Source organism: Microbacterium sp. NPDC056044, from assembly GCF_042267145.1.
GTDB lineage: Bacteria > Actinomycetota > Actinomycetes > Actinomycetales > Microbacteriaceae > Microbacterium.
In genome coordinates, this window is the sequence record NZ_JBHJWZ010000006.1 from 1 (window position 1) to 22599 (window position 22599).

Consider the following 22599-nt stretch of genomic DNA (forward strand, 5'->3'; position numbering starts at 1 on the left):
CTGCAGGGGGGACCCTGTGGGAGAGTAGGACACCGCCGGACACCCATTCACGGAATGGCCACCCATCGCAGGGTGGCCATTCCGCGTTAACAGCCTCTCCACGGCGCCGTGGGCGGCACACCGCTCTTCCTCGCGTCCCGCTCCCGCTGCAGCCCAGGCCCTCGAGTCGACTGCGCTCCCGGGGTGAAGGCGGGGTGAAAAGAGTGCGGGCCGAGAACCCACCGCGGATAGCGTCTCGCGGGGAGGGGTGCCCGTGTGCCCCTCGGACTTCAGGGAGAGGGACTCGGCGTGGCTGAGAGTGTGATCCGCGGTATGCACCGCAACAGGCGGAAGAGACGCGATCTGTCGATCCGCGGCATGAGCAGGCGGACGGGCTGGGTCGGCTTCCTCACCGTCCTCGCGGTCGCCTTCGCCACGGCGCTGGTGCCCTCGCCGGCGATGGCGGCGGCGACGACCATCACCCTCACCCCCGGAACGGTCACCGCAGCGTCAGGCGTGGCCACGACCTTCACGCTCGGCGTGAGCTGCAGCACCGACGGCGGATGCACCGACGCGAAGGTGACCATCCCCACCACCGCCGTGACAGGCACCGACGGCGTCACGGACTTCGGCTCCTGGTTCGGCACGAGCACCTGCCCGGATCTCACCCGGGCGGTGAGCGCCGGACAGGTGGTCTACAGCTTCACGAACACCCTGCCGACCGGCTCACGCCAGTGCACCTTCCCGGTGACGCCTCCGAACTACAAGCTCGTCGACGACACGGTCGCGACGATCGCCGCGACTCTGACGAGCTCGAACTCCGACACGAGCTCCGCGGGACCCGTCACCTACACAGTGACTGCGAACCGCAACGCGAGCATCGCGAACTCGGGTCAGGGCACCGTGATCGTCGGCCAGCCCTTCACCTACACGATGCAGTTCATCTGCGGCGGCAGCACGGGGAGCGTCGGCACTTCGGCGATCAACATGATCTCGACCCTGCCGGCGAACTTCGAGTACCAGTCGCACACGACCACTCGGACGCTTCCGGGCACGGTCGCCTACGACACGGTGACCCGTCAGTTCACCTACTCGGACCCGACCGGCGCCGCGTGTGCGGGCCTCGTCTCCGGGAACCCCGCGAATTCGTTCAGCATCACCCTCACGGGCAAGGTGGCGACGAACGGCGTACCCAGCCCTGTGGGCACGCAGGTCTGCAACTCCTACTCGGCGACGTGGACCTACCTTGACGGCGTAACCGGTGCGGGCACCTCGACGCCGATCTGCGTGCGTGTGATCGACATCGCGACCAACGGTGCGAAGTCGGCGGCGAGCACCTCCACACTGAGCAACGTGGGTCAATACGCCTCTGCGGACGGCGGAGCGCGCGGGCAGTACGTGTACCCGGGCAACTGGGACGGTTCGGGTGCGACCTCGTTCTACGAGGTCTCGGCGTACACGGCGCCGACGCAGACCGCGAACGCCGGCGTCTCCTACGGGTTCACGGACCCGATGCCTTGCCTGACCAACGGTGCGAACAACAACTACACATCGAACGCGGCCGGCACGTATTGCCAGAACCCGGGGTTCGTGCCCACCCTTGTGACCACCACGGGTTGGACCCCTGCGGCATCCGAGCTGCTGACGCTCGTCTACACCGACGGCACGACCTCCACCGTCCCTTACACCGCCGGCCGCGGCTGGGTCGTCCCGACGACGCGTGCGGTGGCGGAGATCCGAACGCAGCCCGTCGCCGCGCAGGGCACGAGCACCAGCCCGACGATCCGCATCAAGATCGCCGGATACGTCGCGGACGGCGTGCCGGCTCCAGCGGTGCTCACCAACCGGGCAAGCGTCACGCCGTACCTGTCCAGCGACCTCACGACGCCGATGGCTGCACCGATCGTTCCGGCAGCTCGTCTGCAGGTCGAGATGCCGCCGGCTGACAACGGCACCATCGTCCTTCCACATCTCGCCACGACGCCGGGCCCGAGCTCTTGTGTCGCGAACACGTTCCTCACCTCCGGCAACACGGTGACGCGCATCGAGTTCGCCTCGGCGCCTTCCTCCGCCGTCTACGTCGACTATCTGGCACCCGCGGGCACCGCTTCGGTCGCTCCGGCCACCACGCCCTTCATCTTCGCCCCGATGAACGCGGCGGGGTCCACGATCCCGACGTACACCTCCCCGGTGGTCACCCCGACGACGATCCAGGACTACAACGGCACAGGCCGCACGCTCGTGCGCTGGACCATTCCCGCGGGCGTCGTGCAGACCGAGGGGCTGTACTCGGTGCGGACCTCGGCCGCGCTGGCAGTGCTCACGCTCGAGTCCGGCTGCGTCGGCACGTATACGGGTGACGTGACGATCGGTCTCGACACGCCCATCTACAAGTGCTACCTCGCGACCGGTGTGCAGAGCACCACCATCGTCCAGAACCCTCCGATGCACCCGTTCGGCACGACACAGCTGCGCGACAACGGCTCGTCCCTGGCGAACAACTACTGCGGCTACTCCAGCAGCCGGACCATCCAGAACGACACCGCGGCGTTCGCCGTCGACAAGACCGTGCAGGGAAACCTCGACCCCTCTCCGATCGGCGCCGGCGGCACCGGTCATGTGAGCGTCGACGGTGGTGCCGCGACGTACGCCGTCACGTTCAAGAACAACGGTCAGAGCGTGCTGAAGAACCCGGTGATGTACGACCTGCTCCCGCGGGTGGGCGACACGTTCGCGTCGTCGACGGCGGCGCGTGAGTCGGCTTTCCGCGTAGCGCTCACGAGCGTGGCGGACCTGCCGCCCAACGTCTCTCTGGCGTACTCGCAGGCGACGAACCCGTGCCGGCCCGAGGTCCTCCCGGCCAACGCCGGCTGTGCCAACGACTGGTCGTCGACCGCGCCTGCGTCGCTGGCGACCGTCACCGCCCTCAAGTTCGTCTACACGGGGAGCATCGCGCCGTCGGCGGAGTTCACCGCCGCATATTCGGTCTCGACACCGGCCACCGCGGCGGGCAACACCGCGTGGAACAGCATCGGCACGAGCGTGACCGCGGGTGACAGCCTCATGTCGCCGGCGGAGTCGTCGAAGACGGGCCTGCAAGCCGAGAGCGCGCAGCCCGCGATCACCAAGACCGCGGACCGCACAACGGTAGACGCGGTCGGGCAGGTCGTGAACTTCACGTTCACGGTGACCAACAACACCGCAGTGGCACTGACGAACGTCCGTGTCACCGATGCCCTGGTGAACTCCGCCGCATCGAGTGTCGCGCCCACCCCGGTGTGCGTGTCGCGCACAGCGCCTGCGGCGACCTGCTCAGGCTCGTCCACGACGCTCGCGGCCGGCCAGTCTGCGACCTTCACCGCCGCCTACACGGCCACCCAGGCGGACCTCGACCACGGATCGGTGTCCGACCAGGCCACGGTGAGGGCGACCCCGCCGACCGGCCCGAACCTCGTCAACAGCACCGGCACGGTGACGGTCACGGCGACGCAGAACGGCGCCATGACTCTCGACAAGAAGGCGAGTCCGGGAACCGTCGATTCGGTGGGAGACGAGATCGACTACACGTTCACGGTGACCAACTCGGGCAACGTCACGCTGCGCGGCCTCTCGATCGCTGAGACGGCGTTCAGCGGCAGCGGCTCACTGTCGGCCATCGTCTGCCCGAACGGCACCCTTGCGCCTGGCGCGTCGACGGACTGCACCGCGACCTACCCGGTCACGCAGGCGGACCTGACGGCCGGATCGGTGACGAACACGGCGACCGCCTCCGCGCGCACCCCTGGGAATGTCGCCGTCACATCGGCGGAGTCGTCCGCGGTGGTGGATGTCGATCAGGTGGCGTCCCTCGAGCTCGTGAAGTCGGCGTCGCCCTCGGGCGCGGCTGCCTACAACGAGGGCCAGGAGATCACCTACTCGTTCGTGGTGACCAACACGGGCAACCTGCCGGTGACGGACATCGCGATCGCGGAGACCGACTTCACCGGTAGCGGCCAGCTTTCGGCGATCACCTGCCCGGCCAGCAGCCTCGCCCCCGCGACGCAGCTCACCTGCACGGCGACGTACACGCTGACCCAGGAGGATGTGGACCGCGGCTCTCTCGACAACAAGGCTCAGGCTTCGGGCACCGCCGTGACCGGCGCGGTGACGTCGAACGAGTCGTCGGTGCGCACCCCGCAGATCGCGGCGCCGAGCCTGACGCTGGCGAAGACGGCGAGCACCTCGTTCGTCAACGCGGCCGGCGACACCGTGACGTACACATTCACGGTCCGCAACAGCGGCAACGTGACCGTGCACGATGTGGCCATCGACGAGACCGACTTCGGCGGTACCGGCACACTCGCGGACGCGACGTGCTCGACGACCACGCTGGCGCCGGGCCAGCGGGCGATCTGCACGACCGACTACTCGGTCACGCAGGACGACATGAACAACGGTGGAATCGAGAACACGGCGCGCGCGACCGCTCTCGACACCTCCGACGCCGATGTCGTCTCGCCCGAAGACAGTGCGGATGTGACGGCGAACGCCGCGCCGGCGGTGTCGGTCATCAAGACCGCCGACGTGGAGACCTACGACACCGTCGGCCAGGAGATCACCTTCGCCTTCGAAGTGACCAACACGGGCAACGTGGCGTTGACCGACGTCACAGCGACGGAGCGCGCCTTCACGGGGTCGGGCGAGGTGAGCGCCATCGACTGCCTGGCGAACGAGCTGGCGCCGACCGAGTCGACGACGTGCACGGCTTCCTACGAGGTCACCCAGGCCGACATCGACCGCGGGAGCATCTCCAACACGGGAGCGGCGACCGCCGAGTCGCCGGAGGGAGACGCGATCCTCGCCGAACCGTCCACGGTCACCGTGAGCGCGGTCCAGAACGCCGCGGTCACGTTCGAGAAGACTGCCTCGGAGGAGTCCGTGGATGCCGCGGGCGATGAGGTGACCTACACCTTCCACATCGTCAACGACGGAAACGTCACCCTCACCGGACTCTCGGTGGTCGAGGACGCGTTCTCGGGCACCGGCGTGCTGGAGGCTCCCTCGTGCGACAGCTCTCTCGCGCCGGGTGACGACATGACCTGCGAGGTGACGTACACGCTGAGCCAGGCGGACATCGATTCGGGTGAGCTGACGAACACCGCGTTCGTCACGGCATCCGCAGGCGGGGCGCCGATCTCGTCTGACCACGACACCGCGGTCGTCGCGGTGGACCGGCAGCCGGCTCTGTCGCTGGTGAAGTCGGCCGCTGTCGCCGACCCGGAGAACATCCGCGCCGGCGACGTGGTGACGTACTCGTTCGTCATCACCAACGCCGGCAACGTGACGATCACGGATGCTGCGGTGCAGGAGGGCGCGTTCACCGGCACCGGTGAACTGGGTCTGCCTGAGTGCGCCGAGGTCGAGGCGCTCGCGCCTGGGGATCAGCTGATCTGCTCGCTCGAGTACGTCATCACGCAGGCCGATGTCGACGCGGGAACCCTGTCGAACACGGCGACCGCGACCGGGAACGGCCCTGAGGGCACCGAGGCTCCGGTCTCGCCGGAATCGACCGTCGACCTTATGGCCCCGGCGAAGCCGGCTCTCGCCCTGGCGAAGAGCACGGACACGATGAAGATCGCAGGTGCAGGCCAGATCGTCGACTACACGTTCACGATCACGAACACAGGCAACACCACTGCCCGCAACGTGAGCGTGAGCGAGGACTCGTTCTCGGGCCGCGGTGACGCCCCGGTCGTCTCCTGCGAGACCGAGCTGACCCTGCTGCCGGGTCAGGTCGCGGAGTGCGCGGCGACGTACACGGTCGTCCCCGCCGATCTCGACGGCCAGTCGCTCGTGAACACGGCGTCGGTGTCGGGCGTCGCCCTCGACGGCACGGAGATCCTCTCCGACCCGTCCACCGCCGAGATCGACGACGTCGTGACCGCGCCAGCCGCCGCACCCGGCGGCGGCCTTGGCCTCGCGATCACAGGCGGCACGATCGCCTGGGGAGCGGCAGTGCTGGCGGTCGGACTGGTGATCGTCGGAGCGATCCTCCTCGTGATCCGCCGTCGCCGACGGGAGGCGCCGCAGGGCTGATCCGCGCAGTCGCATGACGAAGGGCCCCCGAGCGATCGGGGGCCCTTCGCGCATCTTCGGGCCGGCCTCGCCGTTCGTCGCGCGCCGTACCCCTCACAACCTGTGAGAACCTGGATCCACGCGTACCGAGAGGTCGCGGAGGACGACCGGGGGGCCAGCCGACCATGCCAGACAGCGATGCGCTCGCGCGCCCGGATTCGGCTGCGCTCGCCGTCGCCGACCTCTACCTTCAGCGGATGGAGGAGGGCATCGCCGCGGCGGACTACGTCGCGGTGTCGGACGCGGCACGCGACGGTTGGTACGAGATCCTGACCGCGCGCGGCCTGGTGGCGCGCGGCCTCCTCGAAGCCATGCCGGCGAACGAGCTGCGCCACCATCCCGTCCTCCTGATGATGCTCGGGCTCATCTACAACGCGAACGCCCACCACCGCGCGCGTGCGCTCCGGTACTTCGCGACGGCAGTCGTCGCCGCACGCCGGGAGAGCCACGCGCAGCTCGCGCCCCTCGACCGGGCGGTGATCCGCATCGCCGAGAGCGCCGCGCTGCGGCTGCTCGGCCGTCCGTCGCTCGGAGCCGGTGCGGCTCGAGCAGGAGTACGGCTGGTGGACGGACTGACCGTCGCCGAGCGTGCGACCGCGCGGAACGTGAGCCGCCTGTACACCCATGCCGGGCTCACGCTCTATTACGGGGGGCACACCGCCGAGGCTCTCGACGCCTTCACGAAGGGCCTCGCGGAGGCACCGGCCTCCGCACCCGAGGAGGGCTTCGGAAGCCTCGCGATGCTGGCGGGGATCCAAGCGCTGGAGGGGGACCTCGCAGAGGCGCGGGAACTCGTCGAGCGCGCCCGCGAAGAGGAATCCTTCGGCCCGCAGCGAACCGCCTACGCCGGCACCTTCTATCATCTGGCCGAGGCGATACTGGCGCTCGAGGAGACGGACGTCGAGACCGCGCAGGTGCATCTCGCCGATGCGGCACCGAGGCGACGAGTCAACGAGCACTGGATCGTCGTCGCCGAGATCGAGGCGATCACGGCACTCGTGGCCGGGCGGTCGGCCGAGGGCCTCGCGGCGCTCGATGCGACGATCGGTCAGCGAGGCGCTGAAGGACGTTCTCTGCGGGCGCGACACGGGCTTGCACGTGCGCGGGGACTGCTGCACCTCGCGCTCGGCGATGTCCACACCGCGACAGTCATCGCACACAAGGACGCTCGCGGAGCCGACGCCACCATCGCGCGCGCAAGAGCCGCGCTCGCGGCGGACAAGCCGGGCACGGCCTTGCGGGAGCTCAAGGCGCTCGCCGGGTCGGCGCTGCCGCCACGGCAGAACGCCGAAGCGGTCGCTCTGGAGCTGGCCGTGCTCGCGCGCTATTCGCACGACCTCCGGGTGCCTGCTCTCACGCGTCGGCTTGCGGCGATCCTCCACCGCACGGGGCTGCGGCTCCCACTCGCGCTGCTCCCCCCTGATGACTGCAGGCGGGTGCTGGATGCGCTCACCCGTGCAGGTTTCGATGCGCTCGTGACCAACGCCCCGGCGTCTCTGCTCGTCCCGACCCATCCTGTGGCCTCCTTGACGAACCGTGAGCGCGCCGTGCTCGAAGCGCTGCCCGACACGACGAGCGTGAGCGAGCTGGCCGACATGCTGGGCGTCTCGCCCAACACCGTCAAGTCGCAGCTGCGCACTCTCTATCGCAAGCTCGGCGTCACCACGCGGGAGGATGCGGTGGCCGTCGCGCTGGAACTGAACCTGCTGACACGGACCCTCCAGGTTCGATGACGCCCGCAGCCCTTGTGCGTCGCCGCAACGGCGATCGCCGAACCACCAGGACACTCCTGCAGATCAGCGCCTTCGCTGCCACCCAGGTGGTGATCATCATCGCGCTTGCGCCGTTCACCCCGTTGATCGCGGCCTGGTTCCCGCCGGCGTACGCCCTCGTCGCGGGGCTGCAGACCCTGATGATCTTCGCGGCTCGCCGCTTCACCGGGCAACCGTGGGCCGGCACTCTCGCCGCGGCGATCACGGGCGTGCTCGTCGCGCCGTTCACCGCCATCGGCTGGCTGATGGCGGTGCCCCTTCTCGCAGCTGCCGTCCTCTTCGACGCTGTCATGGCATTCTCCGACCGACGGGGCTGGGGACCGCGACGCAGCAGCCTGGGCGCAGGCCTCGTCGTCGGCCCGGTGCTCTTCCTCGTGTCGCTGCCGGTCATGGATGTCGCGAAGGTCGGCGTCTGGATCCTCGCCGCGACGCTGGTCGCACGATGCGTCGCGTTCTGGGCGGCTGCGGCGCTGTCTGCGCGGATCGTCACGCGGCTGAGGGCCGCCGGGGTGAGGCGCTCGCCTCGCCCGCAGGGCCCATAGCGTCGTGCACGGACGCTAGAGTTCCAGCATCCACTCGTCGGAACGAAAGAGGGAGGTCGGCGTGGCTGCCATCGACGGCTCCTGGGCGCTCGAGGTCGCGACCCTGGCGGGGTCGATGCACTTCGACGCCACCCTGACGACGGTGGGAACGTCGCTCACGGGCACGGCGATCGGTCCCACCGGTCCCATCGCGATCCGGGGCGGCACCGCCTCGGGCGACACCGCGGAGTTCACGCTCGACCTCGTCGGGCCGCTGCCGATGTCGCTCGTGGTCAAGCTGCACGTCATCGGCGACCGGCTGACGGGAACCGCCCAGGCCGGGCCCTACCCGCCGTCGAACATCGTCGGCACCCGCACCGGCTAAGGCAGCGGCCGCGGGCGGGCCATCGGCATCGTGGCCGCCATCATCCAGCGCGGCAGCCGGAACATCGGTCGTTCCCTTCCGAGCGCGTCGATGCCGGCCATCTCGGCCGGGCTGAGCTCGAAGTCGAAGACGTCGATGTTGGCCGCGATGTGTGCGGGGTTCGTCGACTTGGGGATCGCCACGAAGCCCCGCTGCACGTGCCAGCGCAGGATCACCTGCACCGCGGACTTCCCGTGGGCGGCCGCTGCTCCCACGATCGCCGGCTCGGCCAGGAGCTTCGTCGATCCGTGCCCGAGCGGATACCACGCCTCGGGCACGATCGCGTGCTGGGCCAGGTAGGGGAGCAGCTCCGGCTGCTGCCAGTGCGGGTGCAGTTCCACCTGGTCCACAGCGGGCGGGATCCGCGCGGCGGGCAGCAGACGTTCCAGATCGGGCACGGCGAAGTTGCTCACCCCGATCGCCCGGACGACGCCCTGGTCGACGGCATCCTCCATCGCCCGCCAGGCGCCCTTCACGTCGCCGACGGGCTGGTGCAGCAGGAGCAGGTCCAGCGGCCCGCAGTCGAGTCGCTCCAGCGCTCCGCCGATCGCGGCGCGCGCCTTGTCGTAGCCGTAGTCCGAGGGCCACAGCTTCGTCGTGAGGAAGATGTCCTCTCGGGGGACTCCGGAGGAACGGATGCCGCGCCCCACGGCCCGCTCGTTGCGATAGATCGCAGCGGTGTCGATGAGGCGGTACCCCGACGCGAGGGCGGACGTCACGCTCGACTCGCACAGGGCCACGTCGGTCACGAGGTAGACGCCCAGGCCGAGCTGAGGCATCCGTGTTCCGCTCGAAAGCGGGATGCTGGTCACCATCGTCGCCCCTCTTCGTCTTCCCCCCTCGAACTGTAGGTTCTGCGTGCGCTCACCGGCAGTCCCCCGGGTACCGTGGGAGGGTGCGGCAACTGGCGGAGGCGGGCGAGGAGTTCGTGCGGGAGCGGCACATCGGCACGCTGTCGACGCTGGCGCCGTGGGGCGGCATCCACGCGGTGGCGGTCGGCTTCACCGTGCACGACGGGGTGCTGCGCGTCATCACGTCGCGCGACTCGCAGAAGGTGCGCAACGTCAGGCGCGACGGCACCGCCACGATCAGTCAGGTCGACGGCGCCCGCTGGCTCTCGTTCCAGGGCACCGCGACCGTGCACGACGACCCCGACGAGGTCGCCCTCGCGGTCGCGCTCTACGCCGAGCGGTACCGCCAGCCCCGCGTGAACCCGCTGCGGGTCGCGATCATGCTGACGCCGACACGGCTGATGGGCAGCGCCGGGCTCTTCCAGCACCCGTGAGGGTGGACGGATGCTGCCGCCCAGCGCCTGACGACACGCCTCGGCCCGACCGGGCGACGGCTCACGGCGAACTCATGCGATCCGCATGACGCGGGGCGCGAGGTCGCGGTGCCATGATGTGGCTCACACACTCGGTTCAGGAGGGGGCGCGACGTGGGCACGCTTCGCACCAGGATGCCGGCGCGGCTGAGCGCCATCGTGATCGCGAGCACGGTCGCGGCTCTGATCCTCACCGGGTGCGCCGGGGAGGCCGACCCGGTGGAGCGGGCCAAGGCCCAGGTGTCGGCCAAGGAGAAGGCGGTCGCCGAGGCGCAGACCGAGCTCACGGCCGCGTCGAGCGCATTCTGCGGTGCGAGCAAGGACTACATCACGGCCCTCGACCGCTACGGCGATGTGCTCAACGACACCGCGCCGACCGTCGGCGACGTCCGCAACGCCGGCGCCGACCTCGCCGCGCCCCGCCAGGACGCCGTCGACAGCGCCGAGGCCGCCGTGACCGCGAACCAGGCGCTCTACGATGCGCAGCAGGAACTCGTCGACGCGCAGGCCGCGCTCGCCGAGGCGGAGGCCGGTCCGACCGGTACCCCTACCGAGCCCGCGCCCGCGCCGTCGAGCACGCCGCTCGCGCCCACCGCTTCTGTGGACCGCGTGAAGCAGGCGGAATCCGAGCTCGCGGCGGCCGAGGCATCCGTCACCGATGACACACCGCTGAAAGACGCCGCCGAGCAGTTCAACAGCGCCGCGGTTGCGCTGGAGATGGCGTGGCTGGCGCTGTTCGCCGACGCCGGATGCCTGACCGACGAGCAGGCCGCTCAGGCCGAGGCGGCCGTGCGGGCGTACACGACGGCGCTCCAGCAGGACCTGCTCGTCGCCGGGTACTACACCGGCGACGTCGACGGCGTCTACGGGCCGCTGACCGTGCAGGCCGTCGAGGATCTGCAGCGCGCCGCCGGACTGCCGGTCACCGGCACCGTCGACAAGGCGACCGCCGAGGCGCTGCAGGCGAAGCTCGCCGCCCTGGGCGGAGCCGCCGCGCAGGACTCGGTCGCGTCGACGGCGGCGCTGCAGCAGACGCTCAAGCTCGCCGGCTTCTGGGACGGTCCCGTCGACGGCGTGTGGACGCCGGAGCTCACCGCCGCGGTGCAGGCCTTCCAGACCGAGCTGGGCGTCGAGCCGACCGGGACGGTGGATGCTGCGACCATCGCCGCGTTCCAGAAGAAGATCGCCGATCTGCAGGCGGCGGCTCCTGCGCCGTCGCCCTCGCCGTCGAGCTCGGACGGCTGAGCCCGTCGGCTAGAGCCAGCGGCGCACCCGCGCGCGGTAGTCGGCGTACTCGGCGCCGAACTTCTCGGCGAGGTAGCGCTCTTCGGGTGCGACAGCGCCCCACCACAGCGCTGCGACGCCGAGGGGTGCGAACACGAGCGCCCAGAACGACGGCCAGAGCAGTGCCAGCGCGATGTCGAGGGCGATGAGGCCGAGGTAGAGCGGGTTGCGGCTGACCCGGAACGGGCCGCGGTCGAGGATCGTGCGGGTCGCGCCGCCCGGCAGCAGCGCCGTGCGGTGGCGGGCCATGAGCCAGAGCGCCCAGCCGTTCCAGAGGGCGAACGCGACGATCAGCACGACGGCCACCGCGCGGCAGGGCCCCGCCGGCAGTGCGATCGGGTCGCCCACGACGGCGGTGAGGATCCACCCGGCCACGAGCGGCACGCCGAGCGCCACCGGCGGCCAGATCCGATACGCGGGGGCGTCCGCCATGCCCGCAGTGTAGCCCCGCGCGCTGCAGCCTCGGGCTTCCTCGGTCGCGCCTGTTGTGCCGCCTCGTCGCCGAGATCGCGGCACCCGTCAACGTCGTCGCCGGGCTGGTGGCACCGGTCATCCCCGCGCCCGCGCTGTTCGAGCTGGGCGTCAAGCGGGTCAGTGTGGGCGGCAGCCTCGCCCGCGCGGCGCTCTCCGCAGTCGAGCGTGCCGGCCTCGAACTGCGCGAGACCGGCACGCTCGGGTTCCTCGACGGAACCCTCGGCTACTCCGACGTCCAGCGCCGGTTCGGCGCCTGACTACTTCGCGGCGCGGTCCTTCTCGCGCGCGTGGCGACGGCCGGCGCGGCGCGTCGGAGCCGCGTTGTGCTCTTCGGCCGCGAGTCGCTCGGCCTCCAGCCGCTCCGCTTCCAGGCGCTCGGCCTCCTCGCCGCCGATCGCCTCGCCGCGGGCGACGAGCCCGGCGACGTCCGACAGCGGGATCTGCTTGAGGAACAGGGCGAGCACGAACGCGATGGCGATGAACGGCACGAGGTACCAGAACACCGGTGCGAGCGCATCGGCGTAGGCGTCCACGACGCCCGTCCGCACCGTGTCGGGCAGCGAGTTCAGCACCGCCGGGTCGATGCTCGACGTCGCCTCGCCAGCCTGCTCGGGGCTGGCGCCGGCATCGGTGAAGACCTTCGTCAGGTTCTCGGTGAGGCGCGTCGTGAACAGCGTGCCGAACACGGCGGTGCCGAGCGCGGCGCCGACCTCGCGGAAATAGTTGTTCGTCGAGGTGGCGGTTCCGAGTTCCGCCGCGGGCACCGCGTTCTGCACGACGAGCACGACGACCTGCATGATGCAGCCGAGACCCGCGCCGAAGAGGAACAGGTACGTGCAGATCAGCCAGATGGGCGTCGACGCGGTGAGCGTCGTCATCAGCACCATCGCGACACCCACGATGAGCGTGCCGGCGATCGGGAACAGCTTGTACTTGCCGGTCTTCGTGATGAGCAGACCCGACGCGATCGACATGCCCATGACGCCCACCATCATCGGGAGCATGAGAAGACCGGATGCTGCGGCCGACGTGCCCGACGACATCTGGAGGAACGTCGGCACGAAGCCGAGAGCCGCGAACATGCCGATGCCGATCGCCATGCCGATGGCCGTCGCGTTGATGAAGATCGGGTTGCGGAACATCGACAGCGGCATGATCGGGTCGGCCACGCGCGACTCGGTGAAGATGAACAGGCCGGCCGAGGCGACGAGTCCGGCGCCCCACGCCCAGGTGGCGGCGGAGTCCCACCCGTGGGCGGCCGAGCCGCCGAAGTCGGTGAAGAAGATGAGGCACGTGGTCGCGGCCGAGAGGAACACCACGCCGAGCCAGTCGATCGGCTTCTCGGCCTTCTTGTCGGGCAGCTTCAGCGCGAACACCGCGACCAGGAACGCCGCGATGCCGACGGGGATGTTGATGTAGAACGCCCACTGCCACGTCATGTGGTCGACGAAGAAGCCGCCGAGCAGGGGGCCGGCGACCGCGGCGAGGGCGAAGACGCCGCCGAGCGGGCCGAGGTACTTGCCGCGCTGGTCGGCCGGCACGATGTCGGCGATGATCGCCTGCGACAGGATCATGAGCCCGCCGCCGCCGAGCCCCTGGACGGCGCGGAAGACCACGAACATCCAGAAGTCGGTGGCGAAGGCGCAGCCGATGGACGCGAGGGTGAAGATCGCGATGGCCACCATGAACAGGCGGCGGCGGCCGAGCACGTCACCGAACTTGCCGTAGATCGGCATGACGATCGTGGTGGCGAGGATGTAGGCGGTCGTGATCCACACCTGGTGCGAGACCCCGCCGAGCTCGCCGACGATCGTCGGCATCGCGGTCGAGACGATGGTCTGATCGAGGCTCGACAGGAGCATGCCCGCGATCAGCGCGGAGAAGATGATCCAGATGCGCCGCTGCGTGAGCAGGAACGGCGCCTCGCCGCCGGGCTTGGCGGTGGGGACGGAAGCGGTGGTCATTCGGGGGTTCCCATCAATGCGGTCTGCGTGGCGAAGAGGTCGCGCGCCGCGCCGATGCGTCGCTCGAAGATCTGGATGAAGGACTCGGTGTTGCCGGGGTCGAGGAACTCGCCCGCGGCCGAGCGCACGAGGGCGCCCACGACCTGGGCGGCGACCTGCGCGCGGAGGTCGCCCGCCGCGAGGTTCTCGCGCTGCTCGATGAGGCCCGCGTCGAACTTCTCGCCCTCGAAGCCGAGCTCGAGCATGCGCGCGAGCAGTCGCGGCTCCTTCTCGACGGCGCGGAACAGGTCGTGCACGGTGTCGGGCGCGATGTCGAGGGCGCGCCAGCGCTCCTCGGCCAGGAGGGCGAGGTCGGTGAGGAGATTCGGCGAGATGCCCGTGCCCCCCGATCCGCCGGCGAGGAAGCGGGCGATGGCCGCAGCATCCGATCGCTCCAGAGGGATGCCGAGGACGGCATCGTCCTTCGAGGCGAAGTAGTTGAAGAACGTGCGTCGGGACACCGCGGCTTCGCTGCACAGCTCCTCGACGGTGAAGCCCGCGAGCCCGTGCTCGGCGGTGAACCGGCGCGCGGCGCGGATCAGCGTGCGCGTGGCCTCGGCGCGTCGGCGCTCGCGAAGTCCCTCTGCACTATCTGTCACATCATGCAGTTTTGCACTCAATAGCTAGTCGTGCAAATTGCGGCCTCAGTGTGCGGTGGCGAGTGTCGAGGCGCGCGGGAGCAGCTCGGGGAGCAGGTGCACGCGCTGCACGGGGCGGCGCGGGCCTTCGGCGAGGCGGGCGACCATCGTCTCGACGGCGAGGCGCCCGACCTGCTGCTTCGGCGGGCGGAGGGCGGTGATCGCGGGCTCGGCACTCTCGGCGACCTCGTCGTCGTAGGCGACGATCGCGAGATCGTCGGGGATCGACCAGCCGTGGTCGCGCGCGTGCTGCTGCAGCAGCACCGCCTGCGGGTCGTTGTGGATCAAGAGCGCGGTCGTGCCGCTCTCGCGGCAGCGCTCGAGCACGTCCGCGATGAGCGCTTCGCGGGCCGCCCCGTCCAGGGCGTCGAGGGTGGCGTCGACGTCGACGAGGCATTCGAGGCCCAGCCCTTCGACGGCGCGGTCCCACCCGCGGCGCAGCTGCCACGACGTGGGGGAGCCCGCCGACGTGAGGATGCCGACCCGGCGGTGGCCGAGCGAGGCGAGGTGGTCGGCGGCGAGCGAGCCGCCGAAGACGTGGTCGGTCGTGACCCACTCGAGGCGGGTGAGGGCGAGCTCCGACGGCGCCCGGCGCTCTGCGAGCACCACGGGGATCGGCAGCGCCTCGAGCCAGTGCAGCAGCGCGCGTCCGTCGGCGCCGAGGGTCTCGGGCGCGACGATGAGTCCGTGGAGGCTCCCCGATTCGACGAGCGACGCGATCTGCCGGCGCTGGTCGTCGACCGCGTAGGTCGCGCCGCGGAGGATCAGCTGCACGCCGAGCTCCGTCGCCGCCGCCCGCGCGCCGATCATGATGTGGGGCCAGTAGTAGCTGAGCGACGGCACGACCATGCCCACCCGGTACCGGATGCCGGCGCCCGAAGACCCGGGCACTGTCGTGTCGAGGCGGCTCCGCAGCGTCGCCCCGCCGTGCACGCGTGTGACGAGGCCGCGATCGGCGAGACTGCCGATGTCGCGACGGATGGTGAGCTCCGAGACGCCGAGCTCCCGGGCGAGATCCGCCACCCGCACCGAGCCGGATCGACGCAGCTCGTCGAGGATGTGCTCGCGGCGGGAGAGGCCGAAAGTCGGCGGATCAGTGGGTTGCTCCATGATCGCCTCAGCGTACAAGTGTGTTCGATTCGGTTCAAGAGTGAACGAATCTGTTCGTTTGGGTTCCGGCATCCGTCGTCCTCACGAGAAGATCTCGCTGCGGGCACGCGGTCGTGCCCCTTTCGTGCGTCGACGCCGGCCCCAGCCCGCGCGCACGGACAAGCCCAGCGGAAACGGAGACTGCGATGTCGCAGGGATGGATGCCTCGTCCGAAGGATGGAAAGAGGCCACGACGGGTGCGCATGACGCTGGCGGCGGTGGTGACCGCCGCGGTGGTCGCGGCGCCGCTCGCGGTGCCGACCATGGCGCAGGCGGCGGGGGCGGATCCCGTCACCGTGACCGTCACGGGCGCCGACATCGCGGCGGCCGCGCAGAACCGGAACGGGCTCACGTTCAAGGGCTTCGGCGTGCTGTCGGCGAACTCGACGAGCGCCCTGCTGCTCGACTACAAGTCGCAGCACCCTGACAAGTACTGGGAGCTCATCGAGACGCTGTTCGGCGGGGACCACCCGATCATGAACACCGTCAAGATCGAGATGGGCAACGACCGCAACACCTCGACCGGCCCGAACGCGTCGACGATGCGCACGCGCGACGAGTACCCGAACGTCCTGCGCGAGCCCGGCTTCCAGCTCGCCGCCGACGCGCAGCTCGTCGCCCACGGCGACATCCACCTGAGCCTCTTGCGCTGGAACCGTCCGGCCTGGGTGGCGAATGACGCCGACCAGTACATCTGGTTCAAGAACACGGTGCTGGCCGCCTACCGCGAGTTCGGGGTCATGGTCGACTCGATCAACCCCGACACGAACGAGACCTCGAACCCCAACATCCAGCTCTACAAGAACTTCTCGGGCTGGGTCCGCGGCGACGAGAAGGGCTATGAGGGCGCGAGCGCGTCCGACCCGAACAACGGCTTCGCCTCGGAGGAGGAGAAGAGCCTCTACCGCGCGATCCAGACCATCGCGGCCGACACCGTGGGCACGCCGCCCGTCTCGTTCGGCAACGCGATGACCTCGGCCACCGACCCGTCGCTGCGCGACGCGGTCGACGTCGTCGGCTTCCACTACTCGAGCGCCGACGACAGCGCCGGGAACATGAAGAAGGTCGCCGAGCAGCTCGACAAGGAGGTCTGGAACTCGGAGGGCCAGTCGACTTTCTCGAGCTCGGCCGACCGCCCGAACAACAACGCGAGCGACGAGCAGGGCGGCTTCGGCACGCAGTTCGGCGGCACCAACAGCGCGCTCGAGATGGGCAACTGGGTCACGACGGGGTTCAACGCCTCGCGGCGCACCATGAACATCTTCCAGCCGGCGATCGGCTCGTTCTACGACGGGTTCCAGTATTCGTCGAAGGAGCTCGTGAACGCGCGCGAGCCGTGGTCGGGCTGGACGTACTACGACGGCGGGCTCGCCGTCATCGAGCACTTCACGCAGTTCGCGAAGCTCGGGTGGGAGAACGCCGACAACACCGCGGGCATCTGGCGCGCGATCCCGAAGGCCTCGGGCAGCCAGCTCGGCACGGGCAACCCGCCGAGCGGTGCGCGTGCCGGCGGCGCGTCGTACACGACGCTCGCGGCGCCCGACGCGTCGGACTTCTCGACCGTCATCATCAACGACTCGAAGTTCACGAAGACCTATCGCATCGTCGCTCAGGACCTGAACCTCGGCGACGACCTCACCGGTGAGGTCTGGGAGACCCGCGCCGCGGACGCCGGCCAGGCGTACGACGCGAACTACCTGAAGCCGGTCGGCGAGGTCACGCCCGCCGCCGACGGCACCTACACCGTCACGGTCAAGCCGTGGTCGGCGACCACCTTCACCACCCTCGACCACGCCACCGTCGGCGCGGACGGAAAGGTCACCGCGAAGGACGGGTACGGCAGCGCCCTGCCGACGTCGAAGGAGTACACCGACGCCGACGGCGGCCGCGACGTGCTCGACACCGACGCGAGCGGCAACGTCAACGGCGTGACCGACGACGCGTTCCTGTACGCGGACGACTTCGACTACGCCGAGCAGGGGAACATCAAGGACTACGACCCCGCGACCGGGCAGCTCCGCGACGGTCAGGTCTCGTACCTCGAGAGCCGCGGCAGCCACTCCCGGCCCGCGGGCACCCCCGCGGTGCAGAGCGAGGACCAGGGCGCGACGCCCCGCTACACGAACGACACGAACGGCGCGTTCGAGTCGGTCGCGACGGCCGACCCGGCGCACGACCGTGTGCTCCGCCAGCAGGTGGGCCCGGGCATGGCCGGCGGCGCGTGGAACGGCGGCGACCCGAAGACGACGATCGGCGACGCCCGTTGGGCGAACTACACGGTCTCGTCGGACGTGCTGTTCGAGGCATCCGGATCCCAGTACGCGACCATCGGCGCGCGCGAGCAGGGCGGCACGGCCAACGGCCAGAGCGTCTCGGCCGCGGAGCTCAAGATCGACCCGACCGGCGCGTGGACCTTCATGCGCTTCGGCGCGACGCTGTCGTCCGGCACCGTGGCCGGCAACGCCGCCGCGGCGTTCCAGACGGGCGCGGGCGTGTGGAACAACATCACCGTGAAGGTGGCCGGCTCGGTCTATACGGCGTACGTCAACGGCGTGGAGATCACGTCGTACACGGATGCTGCGCCCCAGGCGACCGGTCGCATCCAGCTGGGTTCGAGCTTCAACTTCGTGCAGTTCGACAACCTCAAGGTCGAGACGGTGCCCGGCTACACGCCGTACTACGTTGCGATGATCGACGGGATGCACCAGACCAGCTGGGCTGACCGCTCGGTGCCCGTGCTGCAGTTCGACCAGAACTGGAGCCACGTCAACGGCCAGGGCATGTTCGAGTGGCAGCGCACCGCGTCGAAGAGCACCGCGAAGGGCGCGGCGATGACGTACGCGTTCACCGGAACCGGTCTCGACATCATCGGCACGAACGCCGGCACGACGACTCTCGACGTGATCGTCGACGGCGTGCAGGTCGCGACGGCGGCGCCGACGTTCGCCGCGGGCAGTGAGCGCACCACGTTCACCCTCCGCGGCCTGTCGGACGGCCCGCACACCGTGGTCATCAAGACCGCCAACGACGCGTCGATCAACGTCGACGCGGTCGGTGTGGTCACCGCGACGGCCGATTCGGCAAAGGCGGACACCACCGCGCTCGCCGCGGCGGCGGACGCCGTGAAGGGCCTCGACGAGAACGAGTACAGCGCCGAGACGTGGGCGGTGTTCGCGGCCGTGAAGGCGAACGCGACGGCGGCGCTCGACGACCCGAAGGCGTACGGACTCGACACCGAGGGCGCGGCCGCGATCGCGGCCCGCCTCACGGCGGCGGCGGACGGCCTCGTCCCCAAGGACGTCAGCCCCGACGTGCTCGAGGTGGGCGTGGTCACCATCACGTCGACCGACCGCACGCTGCCCGCGAAGCTCGACCTCGCCGGCACGAACGCGAAGGTCACGTGGGGCCTCGCGGCGACCACGAGCGCGAAGTCCGTGCCCGAGCTCGGCACGTTCGTCGCGACCGGCCGCTCGACCGAGAAGCTGGCATCCGGCCTGTACCAGCGCTTCAGCGCCACGGTGCTCGTCGCTCCGGCCGATCTCGCGTACTTCATCGACTCGGGCGCCTCAGGAGCCCCGGCCGGTTCGGTGTACGCCGGGGTCGCAGCATCCGCTCCCGGTCTGCTCAACGACACGAGCGACCAGAAGTGGGACGGCACGACGGCCGGTGAGACGTGGGGCTACTCCACGACGGCGACGGTCGCCGCGGCCGGCACGCCGGGCGACTGGGGCTCGTCGTACATCGGCGCCGACTACAACAAGCCGATCACCTACCATCTGACGCTGCCCGCGGGCTCGTACAGCATCGTCGCCGTCCAGGCGCCGCGTGCGGGTCTCACGACCAACGTCTACTCCAAGGTGAAGGCCGCCGGCGCCGAGACCACGAAGAACGCGACGTCGACGGGATCGGCGACGCCGGTCGCGCAGACGCTCACGCTCGACGCGGACGCGGTGGTCGACGTCGAGTTCGGCACCAACGGCACGAGCGGCTACAACGCCCGCCTCGCGCTGGTCTACGTGCAGGCGCTGCCGCGTGACCTCGGCGTGCAGGGTGCGCTGACCGTCGACGAGGACCTTCCCGAGACGGTGACGGTCGCCGGCGCCGAGAAGGCCGTGGAATGGGATGCCGCCTCCGCCGCGCAGCCGCGCGTCGCGTACGGCAAGCTCACGCTCACGGGCCGCCTGACCGACACCGACCAGGCCGTCGTCGCGGGCTACGAGGTCGTTCCGCCCGCGCTGGTGTACTACATCGACTCGGGCACGGGCGGGGCGGACTCGCCGCAGTACACCGCGGTCGCCGGGGCGGTGAGCCTGCGCAACGACAAGGTCGATCAGGTCTCGACGGCCGCCGACCAGTGGGGCTACGTCGCCGACGGCATGAAGACGAAGGGCACGACCGACATCAACGACAAGTACTCGACGGGTCTCTACCAGGACACGACGAAGCTCGTCTACCGTCTGCCCCTCGACGCGGGCACGTACACCCTGACGGCCGGCTTCACCGAGTGGTGGGGCATGAACCGGGCGATGTACCAGACGGTGTCGGTCGGCGGCACCGAGCTCGCCAAGGGCACGGTCCCGCTGTCGGGCTCGAGCGGACCGATCGCCGCGCCGCTCACGTTCACGCTGACGGCCCCGGCCACGGTCGACTACCTCGTCACCAACGAGGGCGCCGGCGCCGAGAAGCCGGTGATCTCGTGGCTCGCCGTGGCCGACGAGACGCTGCCGGGGGCCCCGCAGAACGCGACGGCGGCGCTTGCGGGCGACACCTCGATCACGGTCACGTGGGATGCTGCGGCCCCCACCGGTCCGGGATTCACGGGGTACCGCGTGTACGAGGCCGGCGGCACCGACGCGGTGTGCGAGACGAGCAGCACGACGTGCACCGTCAAGGCGCTCGAGCTCGGCACGACGCACGCGTACGAGGTCGCCGGTGTGAACGCACTCGGCGAGGGCGAGCGGTCGGCGGCCACAGCCTCCATCACCCTCCCGGAGGTCGCCTCGAACGACGGCGCGAAGACCGCACCGGCCAAGGGCGTGCTCTCGTCGAACGACGGATGGGACACCGGCCTCAAGGACGGCACGTTCCAGCTCACGATGAACCTGTGGTGGGGCGAGAACGGCTCGCTGTTCAAGCTCTACCGCGACGGCGAACTCGTCGGCACGGTGCCGCTCACGATGATGACGCCCGGCGCGCAGAGCGCGGTCGTCGACATCAAGGGGCTCGCCAACGGCAGCTACGTGTTCACCGGCGAGCTGGTCAACTCGAAGGGCACCACCGCGACGCAGCCGCTCACCGTGAAGGTGACGGATGCCTCGCCCGGCAAGCCCGTCCTCTCCAGCGACGCCCGGAACGGCGCGGGGTCGTACACGGTCACCGCCGACCTGTGGTGGGGCACCAACGCCACCTCGTACCGGTTCCTCGAGAACGGCGTCGAGGTCGGCGCGGGCGACCTGAAGGCCGCCTCGCCGGCCGCGCAGCGCGCGACCCTGCCGGTGTCGGGCAAGGCCAAGGGGACGTACACCTACACGGTGGAGTTCACGAACGCCGCCGGCACGACGGTCAGCGCCCCGCTGAAGGTCACCGTCACGAAGTAGGAGGCGTGGTGACCGGCCCCGGCTCGATCTCGTCGAGCCGGGGCCTCACCCGCACACCGGAGATGCGGCGCCGGTCCAGCGACGTGACCTGGATGGTCGCCCCCGGGACGTCGGTGGAGTCGCCGACCACCGCCAGCCTGCCCAGCTGCTCGGTCACGAATCCGGCGATCGTGTCGGAGGATCCGCGCGGCAGCGCAATCCCTGTGAGCTCCTCGAAGTCCTGGAGATTGAGCCGCCCGTCGAGCACCCCGCCGGCCGCTGCGGGGTCGGCCGCGGTGTCGTACTCGTCGAAGATCTCGCCGACGACTTCCTCGACCAGGTCCTCGAGCGTCACGATGCCGTCCGTCCCGCCGTACTCGTCGACGACGACGGCGATGTGATGCCCGTCCGCCCGCATCCGCGTGAGGGTCGGCAGCAGCCGCGCTGTGGAGGGGATGTAAGGGATCGGCCGGACCAGCCCGTGCACCGGGGCATCGCCGTTCTCCTGCGCCGCGTCGAACAGATCGCGCACGTGGACGAAGCCGGCGATGTCGTCGATCGACTTGTCGACCACCGGGTAGCGCGAGAAGGGGAGCTCGCGCACGAGCGTCATCGCGTCGGCGACCGAGGCGGTCTCATCCAGCGCGACGACCTCCGGACGGGGACGCATGACCTCGCTGATCTGGCGGCCCCGGAGCGACAGCACGTCGTCGAGGATCCGTCTCTCGTCGGCGGGGAGGCTCTGATGGGTCGCGACGATGTCGCGCAGCTCCTCCTCGCTGAGCTCGTCCGCGGTCTTGTGCGGGTCGCCGCCGAGGAGGCGCACCAGGGCGTTCGTCGACACCGAGAGCAGCCAGATGACCGGCCGCATGACCGTGGCGAATCCGTCGAGCACGGGCGCGACGGCGTACGCGAACTGCGCGTTGCGCTGGATGGCCAGCCGCTTGGGCACGAGCTCCCCAAGCACGAGCGACAGGTAGGCGATGAGCAGGGTGAGCAGCACCGTCGCGATCGTGGCGGCCAGCGGCGCGGGCACGCCCCACGCCACCAGGAGCGGTGTGACGGACGGCGCGATCGAGGTCGCACCGTACGCCGCCGAGGCGAAGCCCGCGACGGTCACACCGATCTGCACGGCCGAGAGGAACGTGTTCGGGTTGCGGGCGAGGCCCGCTACCTTCTCCCCGCGCCTGCCTCGAGCGGCGATGGTGTTGATCTGGCTCTCGCGGAGGGTGACCAGCGCCATCTCGGTCGCCGCGAAGACACCGCCGACCAGGACGAAGACGATGACGAGTGCGATGTTCCAGAAGAGGTCGCCCATCAGCGGACGGCTCCGTCTCGCAC

The 22599-nt window shown here is 70.1% G+C and carries 14 protein-coding genes; 8 read left to right on the forward strand and 6 right to left on the reverse strand.

The genetic code is table 11. The features are described from left to right. Positions 1–357: 357 nt before the first annotated feature. The 4 genes from ACFC1I_RS17220 (at position 358) to ACFC1I_RS17235 (ending at position 8771) form a co-directional block, all read left to right on the forward strand. The gene (locus tag ACFC1I_RS17220; RefSeq protein WP_376012131.1) at positions 358–6054 is read left to right on the forward strand and encodes a hypothetical protein; all 5697 of its coding nucleotides are present in this window, start codon (positions 358–360) and stop codon (positions 6052–6054) included. Between the two features lie 164 nt (positions 6055–6218). Further along, a complete protein-coding gene (locus ACFC1I_RS17225) occupies positions 6219–7826 on the forward strand; it encodes a LuxR C-terminal-related transcriptional regulator (RefSeq protein WP_376012134.1) in 1608 nt (535 codons plus the stop codon). Further along, positions 7823–8407, forward strand: coding sequence for a hypothetical protein (locus tag ACFC1I_RS17230; RefSeq protein WP_376012137.1), 585 nt, complete (start codon positions 7823–7825; stop codon positions 8405–8407). Before ACFC1I_RS17225 ends, ACFC1I_RS17230 begins: the two co-directional genes overlap by 4 nt. Before the next feature lie 61 nt (positions 8408–8468). Further along, the gene (locus ACFC1I_RS17235; protein WP_376012139.1) at positions 8469–8771 is read left to right on the forward strand and encodes a hypothetical protein; all 303 of its coding nucleotides are present in this window, start codon (positions 8469–8471) and stop codon (positions 8769–8771) included. Here ACFC1I_RS17235 and ACFC1I_RS17240 read toward each other — a convergent pair. Further along, positions 8768–9625, reverse strand: coding sequence for an aldo/keto reductase (locus ACFC1I_RS17240; protein ID WP_376012141.1), 858 nt, complete (start codon positions 9623–9625; stop codon positions 8768–8770). The genes ACFC1I_RS17235 and ACFC1I_RS17240 overlap by 4 nt on opposite strands. Positions 9626–9705: 80 nt before the next feature. On the opposite strand from ACFC1I_RS17240, the gene ACFC1I_RS17245 reads away from it, so the two are divergent. Together ACFC1I_RS17245 and ACFC1I_RS17250 are read left to right on the forward strand one after the other, a co-directional pair. Next, complete coding sequence (locus ACFC1I_RS17245; protein WP_376012143.1) at positions 9706–10095, forward strand: PPOX class F420-dependent oxidoreductase; 390 nt, start codon at positions 9706–9708, stop codon at positions 10093–10095. Between the two features lie 153 nt (positions 10096–10248). Beyond that, complete coding sequence (locus tag ACFC1I_RS17250) at positions 10249–11379, forward strand: peptidoglycan-binding protein (protein WP_376012146.1); 1131 nt, start codon at positions 10249–10251, stop codon at positions 11377–11379. Between the two features lie 9 nt (positions 11380–11388). Here ACFC1I_RS17250 and ACFC1I_RS17255 read toward each other — a convergent pair whose 3' ends face one another. After that, complete coding sequence (locus ACFC1I_RS17255; RefSeq protein WP_376012149.1) at positions 11389–11850, reverse strand: methyltransferase family protein; 462 nt, start codon at positions 11848–11850, stop codon at positions 11389–11391. Between the two features lie 53 nt (positions 11851–11903). Between ACFC1I_RS17255 and ACFC1I_RS17260 the strand changes: the two genes are divergently transcribed. Continuing rightward, the gene (locus tag ACFC1I_RS17260; RefSeq protein WP_376012152.1) at positions 11904–12149 is read left to right on the forward strand and encodes an isocitrate lyase/phosphoenolpyruvate mutase family protein; all 246 of its coding nucleotides are present in this window, start codon (positions 11904–11906) and stop codon (positions 12147–12149) included. Here the strand turns inward: ACFC1I_RS17260 and ACFC1I_RS17265 are convergent, their stop codons facing one another. The 3 genes from ACFC1I_RS17265 to ACFC1I_RS17275 are packed head-to-tail and all read right to left on the reverse strand — an operon-like array spanning position 12150 to position 15643. Then, positions 12150–13856: an MDR family MFS transporter gene (locus tag ACFC1I_RS17265; RefSeq protein WP_376012154.1), complete on the reverse strand. Its 1707-nt coding sequence runs from the start codon at positions 13854–13856 to the stop codon at positions 12150–12152. It abuts the gene before it with no gap. Continuing rightward, positions 13853–14494: a TetR/AcrR family transcriptional regulator gene (locus ACFC1I_RS17270; protein ID WP_376012157.1), complete on the reverse strand. Its 642-nt coding sequence runs from the start codon at positions 14492–14494 to the stop codon at positions 13853–13855. The genes ACFC1I_RS17265 and ACFC1I_RS17270 overlap by 4 nt, the downstream gene beginning before the upstream one ends. Before the next feature lie 45 nt (positions 14495–14539). Continuing rightward, a complete protein-coding gene (locus ACFC1I_RS17275) occupies positions 14540–15643 on the reverse strand; it encodes a substrate-binding domain-containing protein (protein ID WP_376012160.1) in 1104 nt (367 codons plus the stop codon). Positions 15644–15885: 242 nt separating this feature from the next. Between ACFC1I_RS17275 and ACFC1I_RS17280 the strand changes: the two genes are divergently transcribed. After that, positions 15886–21279, forward strand: coding sequence for a chitinase N-terminal domain-containing protein (locus ACFC1I_RS17280; RefSeq protein ID WP_376012163.1), 5394 nt, complete (start codon positions 15886–15888; stop codon positions 21277–21279). On the opposite strand, the gene ACFC1I_RS17285 is transcribed toward ACFC1I_RS17280, so the two are convergent. Next, a complete protein-coding gene (locus tag ACFC1I_RS17285) occupies positions 21269–22576 on the reverse strand; it encodes a hemolysin family protein (protein WP_376012166.1) in 1308 nt (435 codons plus the stop codon). The two genes, ACFC1I_RS17280 and ACFC1I_RS17285, sit on opposite strands and share 11 nt — an antisense overlap. Positions 22577–22599 lie beyond the last annotated feature (23 nt).